We start from the raw sequence: 17911 nt of genomic DNA on the forward strand, positions 1-17911 counted from the left end.
CCAATTTCTGCGTCAGGCTTAAATTTCAATCCTCAAAATACTAAATGTATTCCTGTGGTTGAAATTTTCGCCTTCCTTGAACTTGACCAAAATTGAGCATTTTTCAAAGGTCTCTATGCAAGATTCAGGCTGAAACGCCTACCCCAAAAGCCTATCTGAAGGAAATGTTGAATTCAACCCAAATGTTCGCTCCTCGGTCAGGGCAGCGCCCAACACCCTGAACCCGGGGAATCCCAACCAAAAGGATATCGCTGTGACGACGAGAAAGAAAAACCGGCGAGAAACGGGTGCAGTTGTCAATTTCAAGGTTATCCCGAGATCCTCCAGGAACGAGATCGCGGGAAAGGAAGGAGAAGCCTACCGGGTGAGAATCACGGCTCCTCCTGTGGAAGGCCTTGCCAATAAGGCCCTCGTGGAACTGTTGTCCAAGAAACTCGGCGTTTCCAAGGGCCGGATAGAGATCGTATCCGGGCACCGATCAAGGCGCAAGGCCGTTCTCGTACACGGCCTCAGTGAAAAGGAGGTCCGGGCCCTGCTGGAGGCTTAGGCCTGGGGCGGTTGTTGGTTGTTCCATGCAGAGGCGCTTTGCCCCACGGATCTGAGAATTCAGGCCTGAAAGGGCTGCTTTCCCTATTGAGACCCGGCGGAGGGAAATTCTTTGGGAAGCATCCGATCATGCCTTAAATTGCATGTCATATAATTTCTTGAATCTTCCCCCCTTTTCAAGCAACTCCCTGTGGGAGCCCGCCTCTACGATGCGTCCCCCTTCCAGCACATAAATCATGTCAGCCGTTCGAACGGTGCTTAGGCGATGGGCCACCACGAGGACTGTCCTCTGCCCCCTCAGCCGTTCGATGGCTTCTTGAATGAACCTCTCGCTCTCCGCGTCCAGGGCCGAGGCCGCTTCATCCAGGATCAAGATAGAGGGATCGGCCAGGATGGCCCGGGCAATGGCAATCCGCTGCCGCTGTCCCCCTGAAAGAAGGGTTCCGCGGTCTCCTACAATGGACTCGTAACCTTTTCTCTGGGCAGTGATAAAATCGTGGGCGTATGCGGCCTTTGCCGCTGCGATGATCTCTTCCATCCCCTTTTCCGGCCGGCCATACCGGATGTTGTTGGCGATGGTGTCATGAAACAACAACACCTCCTGACTCACGATGCCGATCTGACTGCGCAGGGAATCAAGGGTCACATCTCGAATATCGATTCCGTCGATGGTAATGCTCCCCTTTGTAACGTCGTAAAAGCGGGGCACCAGATCCAGAAGGGTACTTTTCCCTGCACCTGTTGAACCCACGAAGGCGACCATCTGCCCGGCCCGAACGGTAAAAGAAATATCCTGCAGGACTGGAGTCGATTCGTCATAGGAGAAATGTACGCCGTTGAACCGGATGGATTCCCGGTGTCTGGGCAAAGAGACGGCCCCCTCCTTATCCCGAATGGCGGGGACGGTTTTCAGTATTCCGAATACCCGTTCGGTGGCCCCTTGCAGAGTGCGGAGTTCATTATTAACCCTGGCCAAACTTTTTACGGGCGAGTAGACCCGCGAGAAGGCATAGACCATGGACAGGATCTCACCAAGGGTATGGTGGAAATAGACCTTGCCTATGATCAAAACCCCCGGGAGAAGGAGAAAGACCGTGGAATCCATCATAGGACCAAGCCCCAGGAACCAACGGCTCCATTTCATTACCTGCTTGTAGAGCCTGTCGGCAAGCAGAGCGAATTCTCTCGATTCACGGGGCCCGGCGCAATAGCCCTGGACGATCTTGAGACAAAGGAGTGTCTCCTGGTAGGCGGTTGTGACTCTGGAGAGGTCATCCTGGACCCTCAAGGAATGTTTCCTGACCTTTCGTCCAAAGAGCCGGATGAGCCCCACGATCAGAGGCACGGCGAAGAGGATCATCAGTGTGAGGCGATAGTTCATGATCAAGAGGTAGACGAGAAAGGCCAGGGCCGTGAGAGGATGTTGCACGAGTCCGATGAGGATATTGGCGATCCTTTCCTGCATCACGGTCAGATCGGCCGTACATCTGGAAATCAGTTCCCCTGCCTTTCGTTTGTGATAAAAGCCGAGGGGCAGGGAGAGAAATTTTCCGAACAAGTCTATCCTCAAGGACCTTATCGCCCTATTGGAAAAGGCCGCGGCGGCCAGTTGGCTGAAATAGAGGGTAGCGGACTTGAAAAGGACCGATAAAAAGGCGACCACGGTCAGCAGGATCAGGAGCCTGTTGGGAGAAATATTTTCAACGAGCGTATATTTGCTCACCTCCCAGGTGAATCGGGGACTCCAATGGATGGTGATCCATGGAATCTTCCAGCTCGCTGGTTCCATTCCGGACTTCATACCTTCATCCACGAACGGCTGAAGAAGATAGGCGGGGACGACGACAAAGAGCGCTGATATAGCAGTGAGGACGAGAGAGAGGATCACCAGGGCTCGGTGGGCCTTCACATAATGGGCGATGTCTTTTCCCAGGATTCGATCCAGCATGGCCGATGTTTTCCTCAAATAGTGCTCCAAGGGATGAATGCTTTCACCCGGACTTTCCACTACCCTCAAAATGCAAGAAAAAGCGTCAGGATGCTATGTACTTACCTGCTGCCGAAGAGCGGGTCAAGGGAAATCATGAGGCCCTTGAAGGGCCTCATTTCTTTCGCCTTTATCAGGATACCCTGTGACTCGTATGGTTGAGACCTTTGAAAAACGCTCCCTTTTGCCCAATCTTCCGCCTCCATCAAGGCTACGGCGTGACAAGTCCGCCAGACAACGGCGGACAAGCGGCGTCAGGCTTAGATTTTATTAATGTCCCAGTCTGTGAATGGGAGAACCTTGGACTTTCCAGGCAAAAACTTTAGTTGGATCGTTTTTTTAGTAGGGTTCAAGGATTCAAGGGGCCCAGGGTTCGAGTGAGAAACCGGGATTCAAAGAAAGATGTTTTTCACTTGACCCCTTGAACCCTCGACCACGGCTTCAGCCGATAGTAGTTTAATCCTCGAAATACTTCAATGTATGGATGCCTGTCCCGCTTGGCATTCTAAAGCGGGATGGTTAAAATTTTCGCCTTCCTTGACCTTGAACAAAATTGAACGTTTTTCAAAGGTCTCATGGTTGAGGAGGGGTGGGGTGATGTGATAATGCCGTGGCGGAGACGGAAGATCGGGCAAAAGAGAATGTTTTTTAAAGTCTCACGAAGTCAACCGCACCCTCGGAGGTTTACTTCCCCCAAATGAAGGTGCGAGCAACTCGATTACCGGGACATTACAAGATTAGGTATTTCAAAGGGCGCCGATGAGCCTGGAAATAACGATCCGCTGGACCTCAGAAGTCCCTTCTCCTATCTCCAGGAGCTTTTGGTCCCTGTAAAAGCGCTCGACGTCATATTCTTTCATCAGGCCGTAGCCGCCGTGGAGTTGGACCGCGTGGTTGGCGCACCGGTACATGACCTCGGAACAGTACAGCTTGGCCATGGCCGCTTCCTTGGTAAACGGTTTCTCGTTGTCCCGGAGCCAACAGGCTTTGTAAAGGAGAAGCCTGGCACACTCAATTTCGAGGGCCATGTCCGCAAGCTTGAAGGCGTTGACCTGGAATTGAGAGATGGGCTTCCCGAACTGGATACGTTCCTTGCTGTATTTCATGGCCATTTCAAAACAGGCCTGGGCCCCCCCGAGTCCCATGGCCCCTATGGAAAGCCGGCCTCCGTCCAGGGTCTGCATCATCTGGTAAAAACCATGCCCCCTCGGCCCCAGCAGGTTTTCCTCCGGGACCCGGCAATCCTCGAAATACAGCTCACTGGTATTGGAAGAGCGCCACATGAGCTTTCCATGCATCTCCCGGGCCTCGAAGCCAGGGGTGCCCTTTTCGATAAGGATGCAGGAGAGTTCCGGGCGTCCGTCCTTCCTGGTGCCCGTCCGACAAAGGACCGTGACCCCTGCGGTGATATCCGTGGCTCCGTTTGTGATAAAGATCTTGCTCCCATTGACAACCCATTCATTTCCATCCAGAACAGCCGTGGTCTGGGTATTTCCGGCATCCGACCCAGCGTTCGGCTCGGTAAGTCCAAAGGCCCAGAGCGTCTCCCCGGTGCATAACTTCGGAAGATATTTTCGCTTCTGCTCCTCGCTGCCAAAGTAATAGATCGGCCCAATCCCAAGCGAGTTTCCGGCGGCGACGGTTGCGGCATGGGATCCATCCACCCGGGCGATCTCTTCCGTTGCAATGATGTAGGAGACATAGTCCATGGCCTGACCACCATATTCTTCGGAGACAAACATACCGAAAAGGCCTAGCTCCGCCATCTTGGCCATTGTCTCGTAGGAGAACTCCTCCTTCTCGTCCAGTTCCCTTGCAACGGGTTTGATCTCCTTCTCAGCAAAATTCCGGACGGAGTTACGCAGGATCTCCTGCTCCATCGACAGAGTGAAATCCATGGTGATTCCTCCTTAAGATTGAGAAGGCCTGTGTTGCTCAATAATGATAAGGCGTTAAGAACGATCGAACTGAAGTCTTCGCCTGAAGGCCGAAGGTTCTCTCATTCCTGAATCCCTGCCCGCCGCTTTCTGGCGGGCCCGTCCGCCAGCTGTTTGCCGTGGCTCGCGCGCCTTGCACTTGTCTGCCTCAGGCAGGTCTCCAGAAAACTCGGGAATCGCTCAATTTAGGTTTAGCATTGATTAATATTCACCATTAACTAAAAAACTATATCTTGTCAACCCCCTCTCTCAACACCAATCAACAATTATTTCGTGATGTTGCATCAAAAACAAACTTGACGAGGAAATAACTTGACCATTAGTTAATATTTAGTATATTTAAATACTCCTGCATAGCTTAAGTTTCCTGCAGGCCTTCACCTGGATTTGAAAGGACGCGGCATGCATCTGGGTTCACTGATCCGAAAATACCGAAAAGAAAAAAAGCTCACCCTGAAATCCGTTTCGGAGCGTGCAGGGATATCCGAGGGATTTCTCAGTCAGGTGGAAAACAATGTCAGTTCACCTTCCGTAGAGACCCTCATGAATATCTGCTCGGCCATAGGAATCAATGCCGGTGATCTTTTAAATCAGATCTCCAACCAGGAAAAACTGGTCGTGGTCCGGAAGTCGGACTGGGAGGATGTAGACCTGCCTCATACGGGATTCGTGACCCGACGTTTTTTCCCCCCCGAAAACAGGACGGTTATCGACAGCGCGGTGCTGGTCCTGGAGCCAGGGCGGTCGATCCCTGTCAGGAAAAACATTCGGAACGGTCAAGAGGTCCTCTGTGTTCTCAAGGGGACCTTGGAACTCCTCAGTGGAGACCAGGTCGTTGAGATGCTCGAGGGGGATTCGGTCCATTTCTGGTCCAACCCTGAACGCCAGCGAATCACCAACAAGGGAGAAAAAACCGCCGTGGCCCTTTGGGTTGGGACACTTTGACGGAAATAGAATCGGCAAACTGTTTACATTGAGACCTTTAAAAAATGCTCAATTTTGGTCAAGTTCAAGGAAGGCGAAAATTTCAACCGCAAGAATACATTTAGTATTTTGAGGATTGAAATTTGAGCCTGACGCCGCAATTGGGCAAAAGGGGGCGTTTTTCAAAGGTCTCACATTAAGAGCCTTTTGGCCAAGGTCAGGCCTCCGGTCCGGAGGGAAAGGCGACAATTTCGACTACTGAAATATATTCAATATTTCGAGGATTGAAACCTGAGCCTGACTCCCCTTGTCACGCCGTAGCCGTGAGGGAGGCGGAAGATCGGGCAAAAGAGGATGCTTCTCAAAGATCTCAAGGAAAGGAGGGAGCCCTATGATTACCTTCAGCGAAAGACAGCTTAAAATTCCAAGGCTTATGCGGCCGGTGTATCTCGTGACCGCAGGACAGAGCAAGTTCGATCGGGCGATTCCTGAAAAACGCACGGAAGAACTTTGCGTCGACGCCCTGACCATGGCGGCGAGACTGATCGACAAAACGCCTGCTGAACTGAAGAGATATATCCATACAGCCTATTACGGTCATTTTGCCGACCACTTCGGGGATCAACTCCTCGGTGAGGCGGTGATCCATGACCGGTTGGGCCTGGATCCCCTTGGAAACATTGGGATCAAGACCGGCGGAGCGACTGGTGGATCCACCCTGTGGGAAGCGGTGAAGGCAGTAGCCTCCGGCTATTCTGACTGCGCCCTGGCTATGGGGTGGGAACGTATGGACGAGGTACCGACCGACGAGGGCAATCACCTGATCTCCTGTGCGGCCGACAAAGACTGGGAAACCCCTCTGGGTCACATCTACACGGGGTACTACGCTGTAATGGCCCAAAAGTACTGGCAAGTCTTTGGTAAGGAGGAGGAGTCCTTCCGCCGGGTCCTGGCAGAAATCTCCGTGAAACACCACGGATACGCCCGGTACAATCCCTTTGCCCAGGCCCCCATGAAAATCACGGTAGAGGACGTCCTGAACTCCCCGGTGGTGGCATACCCCTTACGGGCCCTTGATTGTTGCCTGATGAGCGTGGGGGCGGCCTGCGCCATCATTTGCGACGAAGACACGGCGGTGGAACTCACAAAAAACACCAAGAACAAGCCTTTGAGGATCTGGGTCGCTGCGGGATCCCATACCTTGAGACCCGCATGCCGCCGCCACATGGAGATCCCCTTGCTTCCCCATGAAACGGCGGATCAATACGCCGATCTCGGAGAGCGCTTCCCTGGCGGTGACCGTTACCCGGGATTTACCGGCTTCCTGGCCACACGGATGGCGGCCTATTATGGTTACCGAATGGCCGGGATTACGGACCCGATGGAAGACCTGGACGTGGCGGAACTCCACGATGCCTTTACCATAAGCGATGTTCAGAGTTACGAGGATCTAGGCTTCAGGCCTTACGGGGAGGGAAGGGACTATGTGGAATCCGGGGACTGCTACCATACGAATCCCCACACGGGAGAACCTGGAAGGCTGCCTTCCAACCTATCGGGAGGGCTGATCGGCTGCATGCATGCCGTTGGGGCCACAGGAATCATGCAGGCCTTCGAAGTCGCAACCCATATCTGGAACAGATGGGGTGAAATTCATGGAGACCCGGATTTATGGAAGGCCTTTAACCGGGAAAAGCCTGATGATTGGACCGACCTTCAGGTCAAAGGGGCCAAGAGGGGCCTGGCCATCAGCCATGCGGGCGTTGGATCCCACGTAACGGCCACGATCCTGATGGATCCCGATCACTTACTCATACAGGAAGCCTAAAGGGAGGAGGGTTGCTCATGAGCATATTCGGAACCGTGCGGGTAAAGGATGGAAAGTACAGAATCAAGGGTGATTTCCACCACGTGACCCCCAATATGCCCATCAGGAACGAAAACGAGCACTGGAAACTGGTGGGTGTGACGAATCCGAGGGAAATGATCTATATTCACACTTACGGGGGGGAAGCGGTCTTCTTTGAGGGGCTTGGAGCCGGCAAGATCCACGGCACAAGGTGCGACAATCCGGAGTGCGAATTCAAGGGAACGGTCTATCTTCCCTTTCGCATACACTGCCCTGATTGCCTGGCCAGGAACACGGTTATCGACCTAACGGATATATGCAAAAAAACCGCAAAAATTCATACCTTCATGGTCTGCGAGAGATCCGGGGCCTTCAACACCCTGGATACACCCATCAAATTCATCAACGTGGAATTCGATGGAGTCGCAACGATATTGATGAGTTACCTGTCCATCGGGGAACCCAAGATCGGGATGCGGGTGATTCCAATTTTCAGGACCCTCAACCCCACTTACACCATTACCGATCTCTCCTGGGTTCCCGAGGGCACCCCGGAAAGCCTCCTGCCCGAGGGGTTCTCCTTCGGGTAATTTCCCTCCTCACTATATGAAAAGGGGGGAAGCTCCCTTCCCCCCTTTTCCTTCTCTTCTTCTCCCCGGACCTCCATCCTCTACGCCAAAACCATCTTCATCTGCTTAACCTCTACTTCCAGTCCCTTTTTCTGACACAGGTCGTGGAGTTCCTTTTTCCGCACATCTCCGTTCTCACGGAAAGACACGATAATCTCCTGGATATTGTTCTTCCTGATGAGCCGTTCCAGGTCTTCCCTTGTCCCTAAAACCGGATATCCCATGATCTTTCGCTTGCGCTTCATCGGATTGTCATCAATGAAGCCCACGAGGACAAGCTGGAGGCTCCGGTTGTTCTCGATCTCCTTTACCACCATCTGCCCGCCGACGCCTGCGCCGTAAATCAAGGTGGGTTTACCTTTTTGTTTCCCCTTCTTGGTTCCCTCGTCTACCAGTCTGAAGGAAAGCCTGGAGAGGGAGACAAGCAGGAGCAGAAGCATCCAGTAGAGGACGAACACCACCCTGGAAAAACTATGAAAACGATAGACAGCGAGGATAACCAGAACTGAGAGGATCGTCCCTGCGGTGACAGCCTTGATATAATCAATCAGATCACTCAGGCCCGTACTTTCCCAGACACCCCGGTAGACTCCTATCAGAAAAAAGCAAAAAATCTGGCAGGATACGACGATGGGCACCGATTTCATGAAAAACTCGAAATTTTCTCCGATGAGATAATACACCGGTCCCTCGAAGCGCAAAAGATAGGCCACATAGTAGGCCATGGAGATAAGAACCACATCCAGGAGGACCTCCAGGAGTCTTCTCCGGTAAGTGATCTGAACGATGATGGGGGTAATCATGCCGGCGGCTTTTTCCTGGAAGATGGACTCTTCCTCGTACACCTTCACCTTCGCCAAGTAGATCCAAAAGAAGATGACAAAGAGGAGATAGAGAACAATGAAGACGAGGGTGGCCCCGATGCTCAAGGAGTAGATGGAAAGGGCGATGAGCCCTGATGCCACGGAAAAAGCATACAGGACCAGGACGGCCCGTCTCTCGGAAAGACCTATCGCCACCAGCCTGTGGGAGGAATGGTCCCTTCCTCCTTGGGATATGGGGCGCCGGAAAAGCTTGCGCATGACACTCACGAAACCCGTATCCAGGATGGGGATGAAAAGAATAAGTATGGGAATGGCTATTACTGAGAGAAGGTGCCCCATACTTCCCCCGGCGGTCTTCTGCCCGTTCCCGGCAATTGTGAGACCGGCCATGAGAAACCCGATAAAGAGACTTCCGGCATCTCCCATGAAGATGGAGGCCGGATTGAAATTGTAAATCAGGAACCCAAGGAGCGCCCCCAGGTGAATGACGGCCAATAACAGGGCTCCGGCGGGAGACCCTGTGGGATTCAGAAAATGGGTAAGGAAGAGAAAGGTTCCTCCGATGAAAGCCACTCCCGCGGCAAGCCCATCCATGTTATCCAGTAGATTGAAGGCGTTCGTGATCCCTACGATCCAGAAAAGAGTAATGAAGAGGTTGAGGGTCCGGGAAAAGGTCCAGTCCACCCTGAGACCAAAATAGATCAAAATGGAGGCTAGAATGACCTGGGCGACCAGCTTGTGCTGGGGATCCATATTGAAGATGTCATCCGTCAGGCCTACCAGGAACATCCCTGAGGCACAAAGGACCAGGGGTAAAAAAGGACGACCGAATTGCTCCCAATCCAAGTAGATTGACCCGAAGATCCAGGGGAGAAGGGTGGAAGCAAAAATGGCCACTCCTCCCAGAAGGGCCGTTTCCTTCTTGTGCCAGCGCGTATCCCTCGGTACGGCCACACGGCCTGTTGAAACGGCCAGTCTTCTGGCCAAGGGCGTGAGGCAAAGGGCTGATACCAGCCCCACACCGAAAAACACAAGGTATGTGGTAATGGTCAATGTTTTCACCACGTGATTCAGAGCTGATCAAAGGTCTTCAAGGGTGTATAACCCTGGTCAAACCGTTTGTCAACGATTCCGCGGCATCTTCAAGGGATGAACAAGTGCTTTAAGCTTGCGAGGGCCGACTCGATCTCAAAAACCCCACCTTTCTATTCTCATCATCAGGTAGATGCCAAGAAGAAGAAAGACGGCGCTTGCGAGCCAGGCGGCGAAAAAAGGAGGGAGGGTTCCCGATAACCCGAGGGACCGGGAAAACCCCAACAAGAGGAGATAAATGAAGCAGAGGCCGATCCCCATGGAGACCGCCAGGGCTGTACCACCTCTCCTGAGTCCCAGGGAGATGGGAATTCCGGCGAACACCAGGATCAGACTCATGAAAGGCAAGGCCAACTTGATGTACATATCGACCCGATAGCGGGTATCGTCGTAACCTTCCCGGCGCACCTTTTCCGCGTAAACCTTGAGTTGCCAGTAACTCATCTCTTCCGGCTGCCTCTCGTTCCGGACAAAGGTCTGTGGGGTTTCAGGGAGGTCCAGATGAATCTCATTGAATCGCCTCAGACGATAGCCGCCTTCCGGTGTGAGCTCCTGGACGATTCCGTCTTCAAATCTCCAGCCATTTCCATCCCACGTACCCTTCAGGGCGTCGATCTTCTTAGTCAACCGGAAAGCCTCATCGAAAAAATAGAGGCTGGGCGAATCCAATATCCTTCTCCGGTAATCGAAATGCCGGGCCCAATAAATGGCCTTTTCACCCCGATACCATAACTGGTTGCTCTCATAAAACCGGGTGGGATCGCGCTTTTCCACTTCAACGGCCCAAATTTCGTTACTCCTGGAACTTGTATAGGGAACGATGAATTCTGAGAGGAAAAAAAGCCCCCCGGCAATGAACAGGGTGCCCAGAAGAATCGGTCTGGCAATATGAAAGATACTGAATCCAGAGGCCCGAAGAGCCGTTATTTCATTATGGCGCTTCATTATACAAAAGAGGATTACAGCGGAGATCAAGGAGGCCACGGGCGTCATCTGAACCAGAATAAAGGGGCTCTTGTAAAGAAAGTAGGAGGCCATGACGTCCTTCGAAACTCCGGCCTCGATGAAGTTATCGATTTTTCCAAGGAAATCGATCAGCAGGTAGATCGTGAAAAAGATCAGCTGAGAGGCAGCGAATATCACAAAAAAATCCTTGAGCTGGTATTTTGAAAGGATCTTCATGTTGGATCTCATCCCGGTTCCCGCTCCTGGGGCGGCTCATTTGTCCAGCTTATGGTTTACAGACCCGGCATGGGACGTAATCCTCCTGCAGGGCCTCCCGTCTTGAGGGGAAAGGAACGCGGTTTTGGGGGGCGATTCTCCGCCCGCATGGGGCCTCGGCTCTATGAAATTTCATGGCCCTGCGATTCCCCACGAAAAGGGGCTCCGGCGTTTCCCGGGCCTCATCCATTGGAGTCGCTTCTTCATGGGGGACATCCTCGCTAATTCCCGAAATCGAATACGAGCTTGGTGAGACCGGGGTCTGCGGGATAGAGGCAGAAGGAGTCCGGCATACCCCCTTTCGTCTCCGAACCAGATGGGCCTTCCAGTCCCTGAGATCCGTCAACCACTGATCTATCCGGGCAGCTGCACCGCTCCCGGCGCTCCTGAACAACAGTATACAGCAAACGGCCAAAAAGAGATTCGGGAACCACATTCCAATCAAAGGAGAGACGGATCCCTGCTCGCAGATGCTCCGGGCACCCATAAGGCTCATGTAATAGAGCAGGAACACCAAAAGCCCCACAGTGATTCCCAGGGATCGTCCCCGGGACCGGATTTGCGCCCCAAGGGGCGCACCGATCAACCCCATGAAAAAAACCGCCAGGGGAATGGTTACGAGTTCAAGAAGTTCGATCATCAAATCGTTACGCCTTCTCTCCCCCGATGGGGTCTTCCGTATCTGGTCCACTAATTCCCCCACATACAATTCCCTAGGGGCCTTTTCCCTTGACTCGAGGGCCGGCATGATGTCCAGGAGGCTGAGGTTGAGGTCATAGGTCTTAAATTGCATGGTTCTAGGGGATTTTAGTTCCTTGTCCACCACGAAGACGGTTCCGTCCCTGAAACGGATCGTGACCAGCTTGTTCTCAGGGCTGTAAATAATACGGCATTCCTGCGCCACGATGGAATGGGTAACGGCCGGGTCCCTTCGATCCACCACGAAGACGTCCTTCATGAGTCTTTTCTTGGGCGTAATGCCGTTGACGTAAAAGACCACATCGTCAAAGAGTTCGTAAAAAATCCGTTCCTTGATGTTGAAATCCGCCCTCGACTCCACGATACGAAAGATCGTATCCTTGAAGGCCCTGTTCCCCCATGGCACCCCCAGAAAAGCGATAAGACTTGCCAGCAAATAAGCGGCGAGGGAGAGGCTCACCACCGGAGGAAGCATCTGGTAGAGGCTGATCCCCGAGGACTGCAACGCTATGATTTCATTGTCCCCGGACATCCGCAGAAAACCGATCAACACGGCCATGAGGGTGGCGGCCGGGAGTGCGAAAAGCAAGACGTTCGGCAGGAGAAACAGCACGAGCTTCGTGACGTGACCCGGATGAACGCCCCGCTCAACGATCCATTCCGTGATGGAGAGCATCCGGCTGGCCACCATGATCAGGGCGAAAACCAGGAGGGTGGATATAAAAGTGGGCCACATCTCCTTGAAAATGTATTTGTAGAGAACCGGCTTCGAGGAGAGCAGGACGCGGGACAAGGTCCTGGACCTTAATGCGGAGGAGCCCATAAGGATTTTGCGTAGATTCAAGTGGTCAAACCTTGAGACCTTTGAAAAACGCCCCCTTTTGTCCAATCTCTGCGTCAGACTCAAATTTTAATCCTCAAAATACCTCAATGTATTCCTGCGGTTAAAATTTTCGCCTTCCTTGACCTTGAACAAAATTGAACATTTTTCAAAGGTCTCTTTGCTGTTCATTTATAATAAAAAATCATACGGATAGATATACATAACGTTTGTTTTCAAATCCACCTTTGTAAGCCAACAAGAAGCAGAGGCTTGGGATTTTCTCCGGAGCGGGCGCATTTCAGACCTGAATCAAGACAAATGAAGAGCCGAAATACGCAGTGCCTGTCCGCCGGTGTCTGGCGGGACCGAAGCCATGGATGGTGAAGCGAACGGAAACAACAGAGCCCTTTCAATTGCGTCTTACCCCTCTCCTGTATTTCTCAAGCAAGTCCTTATAAAGATCGCTTGTTTCACGCACCATCCGATCCACAGAGAATTCATTTTTCAACTTTTTCCAACCCTCTTCTCCCATGACCCTCCTCCGGGCGGGGTCTTTGATGAGGGTCTCCAGGGCCCTGCGCAGGGCTGTGACATCCCTGGGCGGAACCAGGAGCCCCGTATGATGGTCCTCTACAATTTCCGGTACGGCCATGGTATTCGTTGAAACGATGGGCAGCCGGTGGGCCATGGCCTCCAGGAGAACAAGCCCGAATCCTTCGCCCAGGGTAGGGAGGACAAAAAGATCGATCCCGGAGAGAATGGCCGAGACACGGGAAGTGAACCCAAGAAAGACCACCTTCTCCGATATTCCAAGTTCACCGCATTTTTTTTCGAGAGCCCCCCTCAGGGGACCATCTCCCATAATCAGCAACCGGTAGTCCTGGGCAAGACCCGCCAAGGCCTCCAGCAGGGTCTCATAACCTTTTACCGGCACGAGACGCCCTACTGTTCCCAGGATGCAGACCTCGGGCCCCACTCCCAGGATGGACCTTGCCAGCCCCTCGTCCTTTAAGGCGGCATATTCTTCGGCATCCAATCCGTAGTGGATCGTGACCATCTTGGACGGGCTGATCCCTTCGGCCTCGGCCACCTTGGGTTTAAGGGCATGGCTGATGGTGATGACCTTGTCGAGCCAGCGGCCCAGGATGCCGTTTAACCTGTAAAAAACACTGGTGTTTTCATAGTTATCATAACCATGCTTGGTGGAGACGAGAATCTTGCTCCCTGTGAAAAGCGCGGCTGATATGCCATAGAGATCGCCATGGAGGAGATGGGTATGAACGATATGGGGTTTCCATTTCCTGATCAGGTAATAGATCTTCCAGATCACGGTCGGATCCAGGTGATATCTCATGTTGATCCGCAGGACCGGGATCCCGTGGGCCTTGAATTTCGAGACGAAATCCTCCATGTCATTGCCGGGTTCCACCAGGAAAACCAAAGAAATATCAAAGGTGCGGTTGAGTTCCGGCAAGAGGGTGAGGAGGTGATTCTCCGCACCGGATACCCCTTTCACCTTGATGACATGAAGAATCCTGTCACGGGCAGATTTCATGCGCTCACAGGGGACGATCAAAAATAAATTGACTCTTTTTTCCCGAGCAGGTTAGCGAGGTAACAGGCGGCAATGGCGCCGCCGATCATCTCGAAAATGATCACCTGCTCCTGGTACCAAAAGGAACTCACAAGGTGGTGTTCATGGAGAAGGCGGAAAAGCAGATCACAGAGAAAGTCACCTGCGATGCCTACCGCCATAAAGGTGTACTTCCCGCCCTTCAGTTTCCGCAAGGTGAAGGCGCTGAGAAATCTTACTGCCATAATCGAAATAGTGTCCATTCATAAATAGGCAATTTTGTTCAAGGTCAAAGAAGGCGAAGATTTTAACCATCCCGCTTTAGGGTGCCAAGCGGCAGAGGCACCATACATTGAAGTATTTCGAGGATTAAACTACTATCGGCTGAAGCCGTAAGCTTAGGGGCCAAGGGGTCGAGGGTTCAAGGGGTCAAGCGAAAAACATCTTTCTTTAAATCCCGGTTTCTCACTCGAACCCTGGGCCCCTTGAATCCTTGAACCCTACTAAAAAAACGATCCAACTAAAGTTTTCGCCTGGAAAGTCCAAGGTTCTCCCATTCACAGACTGGGACATTAAAATCTAAGTCTTACGCAGCCTGTCCGCCGCTGTTTGGCGGGCTTGTCACGCCGTAGCCTTGATGGAGCGGAAGATTGGGCAAAAGGGAGCGTTTTTCAAAGGTCTCGGTGCGTATGCCAGCCTATTTGTCATATACAGTATAATTTTCTAAGGAAAAGTTCCGTAGAATATAGTAATAGAAGGCCCTATGAAAAATCGACTCAAACACTATAAAGGAAGCACCACACCCCTAAATATGATTTAAAAATTTTCAATACACTGAAAATGCAGTGCGAAAGGGCAGAAAGAAACTTTTCCGCAAGGCCGGACCCTTCGAGAAGGGACCTTTGAAAAACGTTCAATTTTGTTCAAGGTCAAGGAAGGCGAAGATTTTAACCATCCCGCTTTAGAATGCCAAGCGGCAGAGGCACCATACATTGAAGTATTTCGAGGATTAAACTACTATCGGCTGAAGCCGTAAGCTCAGGGGCCAAGGGGTCGAGGGTTCAAGGGGTCAAGCGAAAAACATCTTTCTTTAAATCCCGATTTCTCACTCGAACCCTGGGCCCCTTGAATCCTTGAACCCTACTAAAAAACGATCCAACTAAAGTTTTCGCCTGGAAAGTCCAAGGTTCTCCCTTTCACAGATTGGGACATTAAAATCTAAGTCTTACGCAGCTTGTCACGCCGTAGCCTTGATGGAGGCGGAAGATTGGGCAAAAGGGAGCGTTTTTCAAAGGTCTCGAGGACATGGGATTGTTGTTATCATTCTCACAAGGACCTCCCCCCTAAATGATGAATGAAAAAGAAAAACTCGCACGATTTTATGAATCGCATCACGCCTCGGGCAACCGATACGGCTTTGTCTTCGGTGATGAGATGCGCATAGGGTTCTTTACCAAATGGATCGGTGTCGGAAAGAGAGTTCTAGATCTTGGATGTCGCGACGGATCGCTCACACGCTTTTACGCTACCGGAAATACGGTGACTGGTTGTGATATAGACCGGGTGGCTCTCAAGAAAGCTGAGGAAATCGGAATAGAAACGCATTGGTTGGACTTGAATCAAGAGTTCCCTTTTGATCCGGAAACGTTTGATGTTGTTGTGTCAGGAGAGATTCTTGAGCATGTTTACCACGTGGACGATTTTCTGAGCAATGTTCACCGCGTTCTAAAACCGACAGGCATTTTTGTCGGATCCGTCCCAAACACCTTTCATTTAAAGCATCGTTTTCAGTTTCTAATTGGCAAAGAATTCGAAAGCGATTTATCGCATGTTCGGAAATTCAATCCGGCGATTCTGAGAGAAACTCTTGAGCGCAACGGTTTCGTAATGGAGGAGGCAAAAGGTATCGGCGGACGCTTGTTCCCGCTTTTTCCCATGTTCCTGGCGCGATTCTTGATCCGTGTTTGGCCATCACTCTTTTCACGGACAATCCTCTTCCGCGCCGTCAAGCATTGACTCTCTTGATGAAAAACCCCTTTTTTCCCAATCTCTCAAAGCAAACCCAAACGCCCCTCTCCCGCCCGCAAAGTGAGACCTTTGAAAAATGCCCAATTTTGGTCAAGTTCAAGCCTCCGGGGCGTAGGCCTTACGGGCCGGAGGCTTAACCTTAAACAAAATTGCCCACTTATGGATGGACACTATTTATTGATGGACAATTCTTTCTCTGAAAGACCTCATAGAAGACCGGATACTGTCAAAAATAAATAGACTCCTTTTTCCCGAGCAGGTTGGCGAGGTAACAGGCGGCGATGGCACCGCCGATCATCTCGAAAATGATCACCTCTTCCCGGTACCAAAAGGAACTCACAATATGGCGTTCATGTAAAAAACGGAAAAGCAGATCACAAAGAAAGGCGCCTGCGGTTCCGACCCCCATGAAAGTGTATTTTCCTCCCTTTAATTTTCGTAGAGTAAAGGCGCTGAAAATTCTTCCCACCAGAATACCGATGAAAAATCCACCCAAAATATGCATAAACCCCATAGTTTCATCCTCCCATCCTTCAAACACTCAAATCGGGTGTCTCTGGAAAGTTGGCACCAGTCCGGTTACGATGGCAAGTAAAAAAGCGGAACCCGCATCCAGGACATGTGTATCGACCAATCCTCCTACAAAAACCACAAGTGCCCCCGAAAGAATGAAAAACCCTACTGGGTGCCCCCTGTTACGCCATCCCGTCTTGAGCAACACCCAGAACAACCACCCCTCCCGCCCCCTCCAGCCAGGAGGGACTGGTAAAATCCCCCCGTTCCAACACCCCTGAAGGGGTGTTCCAGGAACAGCTCGATGGCCCATCGCCACATGTAGATACGATCAATCCGCTGGTTAGGATCATCTTCATGGTAACGCTTTCCCCAGGCTATGTCTTTTTCTGTTCGAAGCTGGTTAACGGTATCCTGGACCAATTCCTTCACCCTTTCCCTAACCATCGGAGAGGCGGCGAGGACTCCTACCAAAGCAATAAAAGCGAGACCGGAGATCCAAAGCCTTTTTCCACCCGCCAGATTATAGGCGATGATCGGTGAAAGACTGACGAAGGTGAAATACCCCCCCCGGCCCTGGAGAATGCTCAGGTGGGCGATGAAAACCAGCATGAGGAACAGGTAGCCCAGCTTTTTTCTTATTCGATCCGACACCTTGAAATAGTAGGAGGCCATGAGACTGCCGAGTACAAGCAGGATGGAGAGGGTGTTGTATCCTTTTCCGAAACCTGTATATCGATCCCGCAGGGCCGTGGGGACCACTCCGCCTGCTTGTAGAAAGCCTGCCACGGCATTCAGAAGGAGCCCCAAGAAAAGGGCCTTGACAAGATACTCCTTCCGGTTCCCCTTATTGGAGATCCCGGCCGCCGCCAGGGCATAGAGCCAGTAATAGGTCTTCTCCGCAAAGTTGAGCCCTAGTCCCCCGGGATCCGGGCTGTATATCAACCCGATCCAGGGAAGAAGGACCAGCGCCAAGACAGGGAGGAAACGAGCCTCCCTCAGGTAACGATTCCGTTTTTTCCAGATCTCTCCCGTAAAGATCCACGCCGCTAAAGCGCTTACCCCTAGGATCGTAAACGGGGAAGTCCCGATGGGCAGGGCGAGGAGCGCCCCACAAAGAAGTATAACGGTCCAGCCCTCCGGGGAGCGGACAATCTGGATTCTCGGGCCCGATGTCCTTGTCGTTGTTTTATCCTCCCGGCTCATTGGGTCGCCCATTGGATTTTATCCCAAATTATGCATGACAAATTCTGAAATAAGTCATTT

At 51.9% G+C, this 17911-nt stretch carries 14 protein-coding genes; 5 read left to right on the top strand and 9 right to left on the bottom strand.

The genetic code is table 11. From position 1 onward, the window contains the following. Nucleotides 1-253: 253 nt before the first annotated feature. Entirely contained in the window at nt 254-547 is a 294-nt protein-coding gene (locus JRF57_12725) for a YggU family protein (protein MBW2304560.1), read from the top strand. Nucleotides 548-673: 126 nt separating this feature from the next. Here JRF57_12725 and JRF57_12730 read toward each other — a convergent pair whose 3' ends face one another. Both JRF57_12730 and JRF57_12735 read right to left on the bottom strand, forming a co-directional pair. After that, nucleotides 674-2494 carry an ABC transporter ATP-binding protein gene (locus tag JRF57_12730; protein MBW2304561.1) on the bottom strand — a complete coding sequence of 607 codons (1821 nt, stop codon included), beginning with the start codon at nt 2492-2494 and terminating at the stop codon, nt 674-676. A gap of 785 nt (nt 2495-3279) precedes the next feature. Then, nucleotides 3280-4431, bottom strand: a complete 1152-nt coding sequence (locus tag JRF57_12735; GenBank protein ID MBW2304562.1) for an acyl-CoA dehydrogenase family protein — start codon at nt 4429-4431, stop codon at nt 3280-3282. 441 nt (nt 4432-4872) lie between these two features. On the opposite strand from JRF57_12735, the gene JRF57_12740 reads away from it, so the two are divergent. From JRF57_12740 to JRF57_12750, 3 genes are all read left to right on the top strand, one after another. Then, a complete protein-coding gene (locus JRF57_12740) occupies nt 4873-5415 on the top strand; it encodes a helix-turn-helix transcriptional regulator (protein ID MBW2304563.1) in 543 nt (180 codons plus the stop codon). Between the two features lie 370 nt (nt 5416-5785). After that, a complete protein-coding gene (locus JRF57_12745) occupies nt 5786-7222 on the top strand; it encodes a thiolase domain-containing protein (protein ID MBW2304564.1) in 1437 nt (478 codons plus the stop codon). A 17-nt stretch (nt 7223-7239) separates the two neighbouring features. After that, a complete protein-coding gene (locus JRF57_12750) occupies nt 7240-7833 on the top strand; it encodes a hypothetical protein (protein MBW2304565.1) in 594 nt (197 codons plus the stop codon). A gap of 80 nt (nt 7834-7913) precedes the next feature. Here JRF57_12750 and JRF57_12755 read toward each other — a convergent pair whose 3' ends face one another. The 5 genes from JRF57_12755 to JRF57_12775 form a co-directional block, all read right to left on the bottom strand. Continuing rightward, on the bottom strand, nt 7914-9749 hold the full coding sequence (locus tag JRF57_12755; GenBank protein ID MBW2304566.1) for a hypothetical protein: 1836 nt from the start codon (nt 9747-9749) through the stop codon (nt 7914-7916). A 135-nt stretch (nt 9750-9884) separates the two neighbouring features. Continuing rightward, complete coding sequence (gene lptG, locus JRF57_12760; protein MBW2304567.1) at nt 9885-10970, bottom strand: LPS export ABC transporter permease LptG; 1086 nt, start codon at nt 10968-10970, stop codon at nt 9885-9887. 49 nt (nt 10971-11019) lie between these two features. Then, entirely contained in the window at nt 11020-12552 is a 1533-nt protein-coding gene (lptF, locus tag JRF57_12765) for an LPS export ABC transporter permease LptF (protein MBW2304568.1), read from the bottom strand. Between the two features lie 388 nt (nt 12553-12940). Beyond that, nucleotides 12941-14086 (bottom strand): glycosyltransferase, encoded by a 1146-nt coding sequence (locus tag JRF57_12770; protein MBW2304569.1) that lies wholly within the window; start codon nt 14084-14086, stop codon nt 12941-12943. Between the two features lie 17 nt (nt 14087-14103). After that, the gene (locus tag JRF57_12775; protein MBW2304570.1) at nt 14104-14349 is read right to left on the bottom strand and encodes a hypothetical protein; all 246 of its coding nucleotides are present in this window, start codon (nt 14347-14349) and stop codon (nt 14104-14106) included. Nucleotides 14350-15451: 1102 nt separating this feature from the next. On the opposite strand from JRF57_12775, the gene JRF57_12780 reads away from it, so the two are divergent. Then, nucleotides 15452-16120 (top strand): methyltransferase domain-containing protein, encoded by a 669-nt coding sequence (locus tag JRF57_12780; protein MBW2304571.1) that lies wholly within the window; start codon nt 15452-15454, stop codon nt 16118-16120. Nucleotides 16121-16358: 238 nt separating this feature from the next. Here JRF57_12780 and JRF57_12785 read toward each other — a convergent pair whose 3' ends face one another. After that, on the bottom strand, nt 16359-16646 hold the full coding sequence (locus tag JRF57_12785) for a hypothetical protein (GenBank protein MBW2304572.1): 288 nt from the start codon (nt 16644-16646) through the stop codon (nt 16359-16361). Between the two features lie 164 nt (nt 16647-16810). Further along, complete coding sequence (locus tag JRF57_12790) at nt 16811-17863, bottom strand: O-antigen ligase family protein (GenBank protein ID MBW2304573.1); 1053 nt, start codon at nt 17861-17863, stop codon at nt 16811-16813. Nucleotides 17864-17911: the final 48 nt, after the last annotated feature.

This window comes from Deltaproteobacteria bacterium, from assembly GCA_019310525.1.
Taxonomy (GTDB): Bacteria; Desulfobacterota; DSM-4660; order Desulfatiglandales; family HGW-15; genus JAFDEE01.

Coding starts and splice junctions, on each gene's coding strand:
- lptG (MBW2304567.1), bottom strand. CDS start 10,970: ATGAAGATCCTTTCAAAATACCAGCTCAAGGATTTTTTTGTGATATTC.
- JRF57_12770 (MBW2304569.1), bottom strand. CDS start 14,086: ATGAAATCTGCCCGTGACAGGATTCTTCATGTCATCAAGGTGAAAGGG.
- JRF57_12785 (MBW2304572.1), bottom strand. CDS start 16,646: ATGGGGTTTATGCATATTTTGGGTGGATTTTTCATCGGTATTCTGGTG.
- JRF57_12750 (MBW2304565.1), top strand. CDS start 7,240: ATGAGCATATTCGGAACCGTGCGGGTAAAGGATGGAAAGTACAGAATC.
- JRF57_12745 (MBW2304564.1), top strand. CDS start 5,786: ATGATTACCTTCAGCGAAAGACAGCTTAAAATTCCAAGGCTTATGCGG.
- JRF57_12730 (MBW2304561.1), bottom strand. CDS start 2,494: ATGCTGGATCGAATCCTGGGAAAAGACATCGCCCATTATGTGAAGGCC.
- JRF57_12775 (MBW2304570.1), bottom strand. CDS start 14,349: ATGGCAGTAAGATTTCTCAGCGCCTTCACCTTGCGGAAACTGAAGGGC.
- JRF57_12780 (MBW2304571.1), top strand. CDS start 15,452: ATGATGAATGAAAAAGAAAAACTCGCACGATTTTATGAATCGCATCAC.
- JRF57_12790 (MBW2304573.1), bottom strand. CDS start 17,863: ATGGGCGACCCAATGAGCCGGGAGGATAAAACAACGACAAGGACATCG.
- JRF57_12735 (MBW2304562.1), bottom strand. CDS start 4,431: ATGGATTTCACTCTGTCGATGGAGCAGGAGATCCTGCGTAACTCCGTC.
- JRF57_12740 (MBW2304563.1), top strand. CDS start 4,873: ATGCATCTGGGTTCACTGATCCGAAAATACCGAAAAGAAAAAAAGCTC.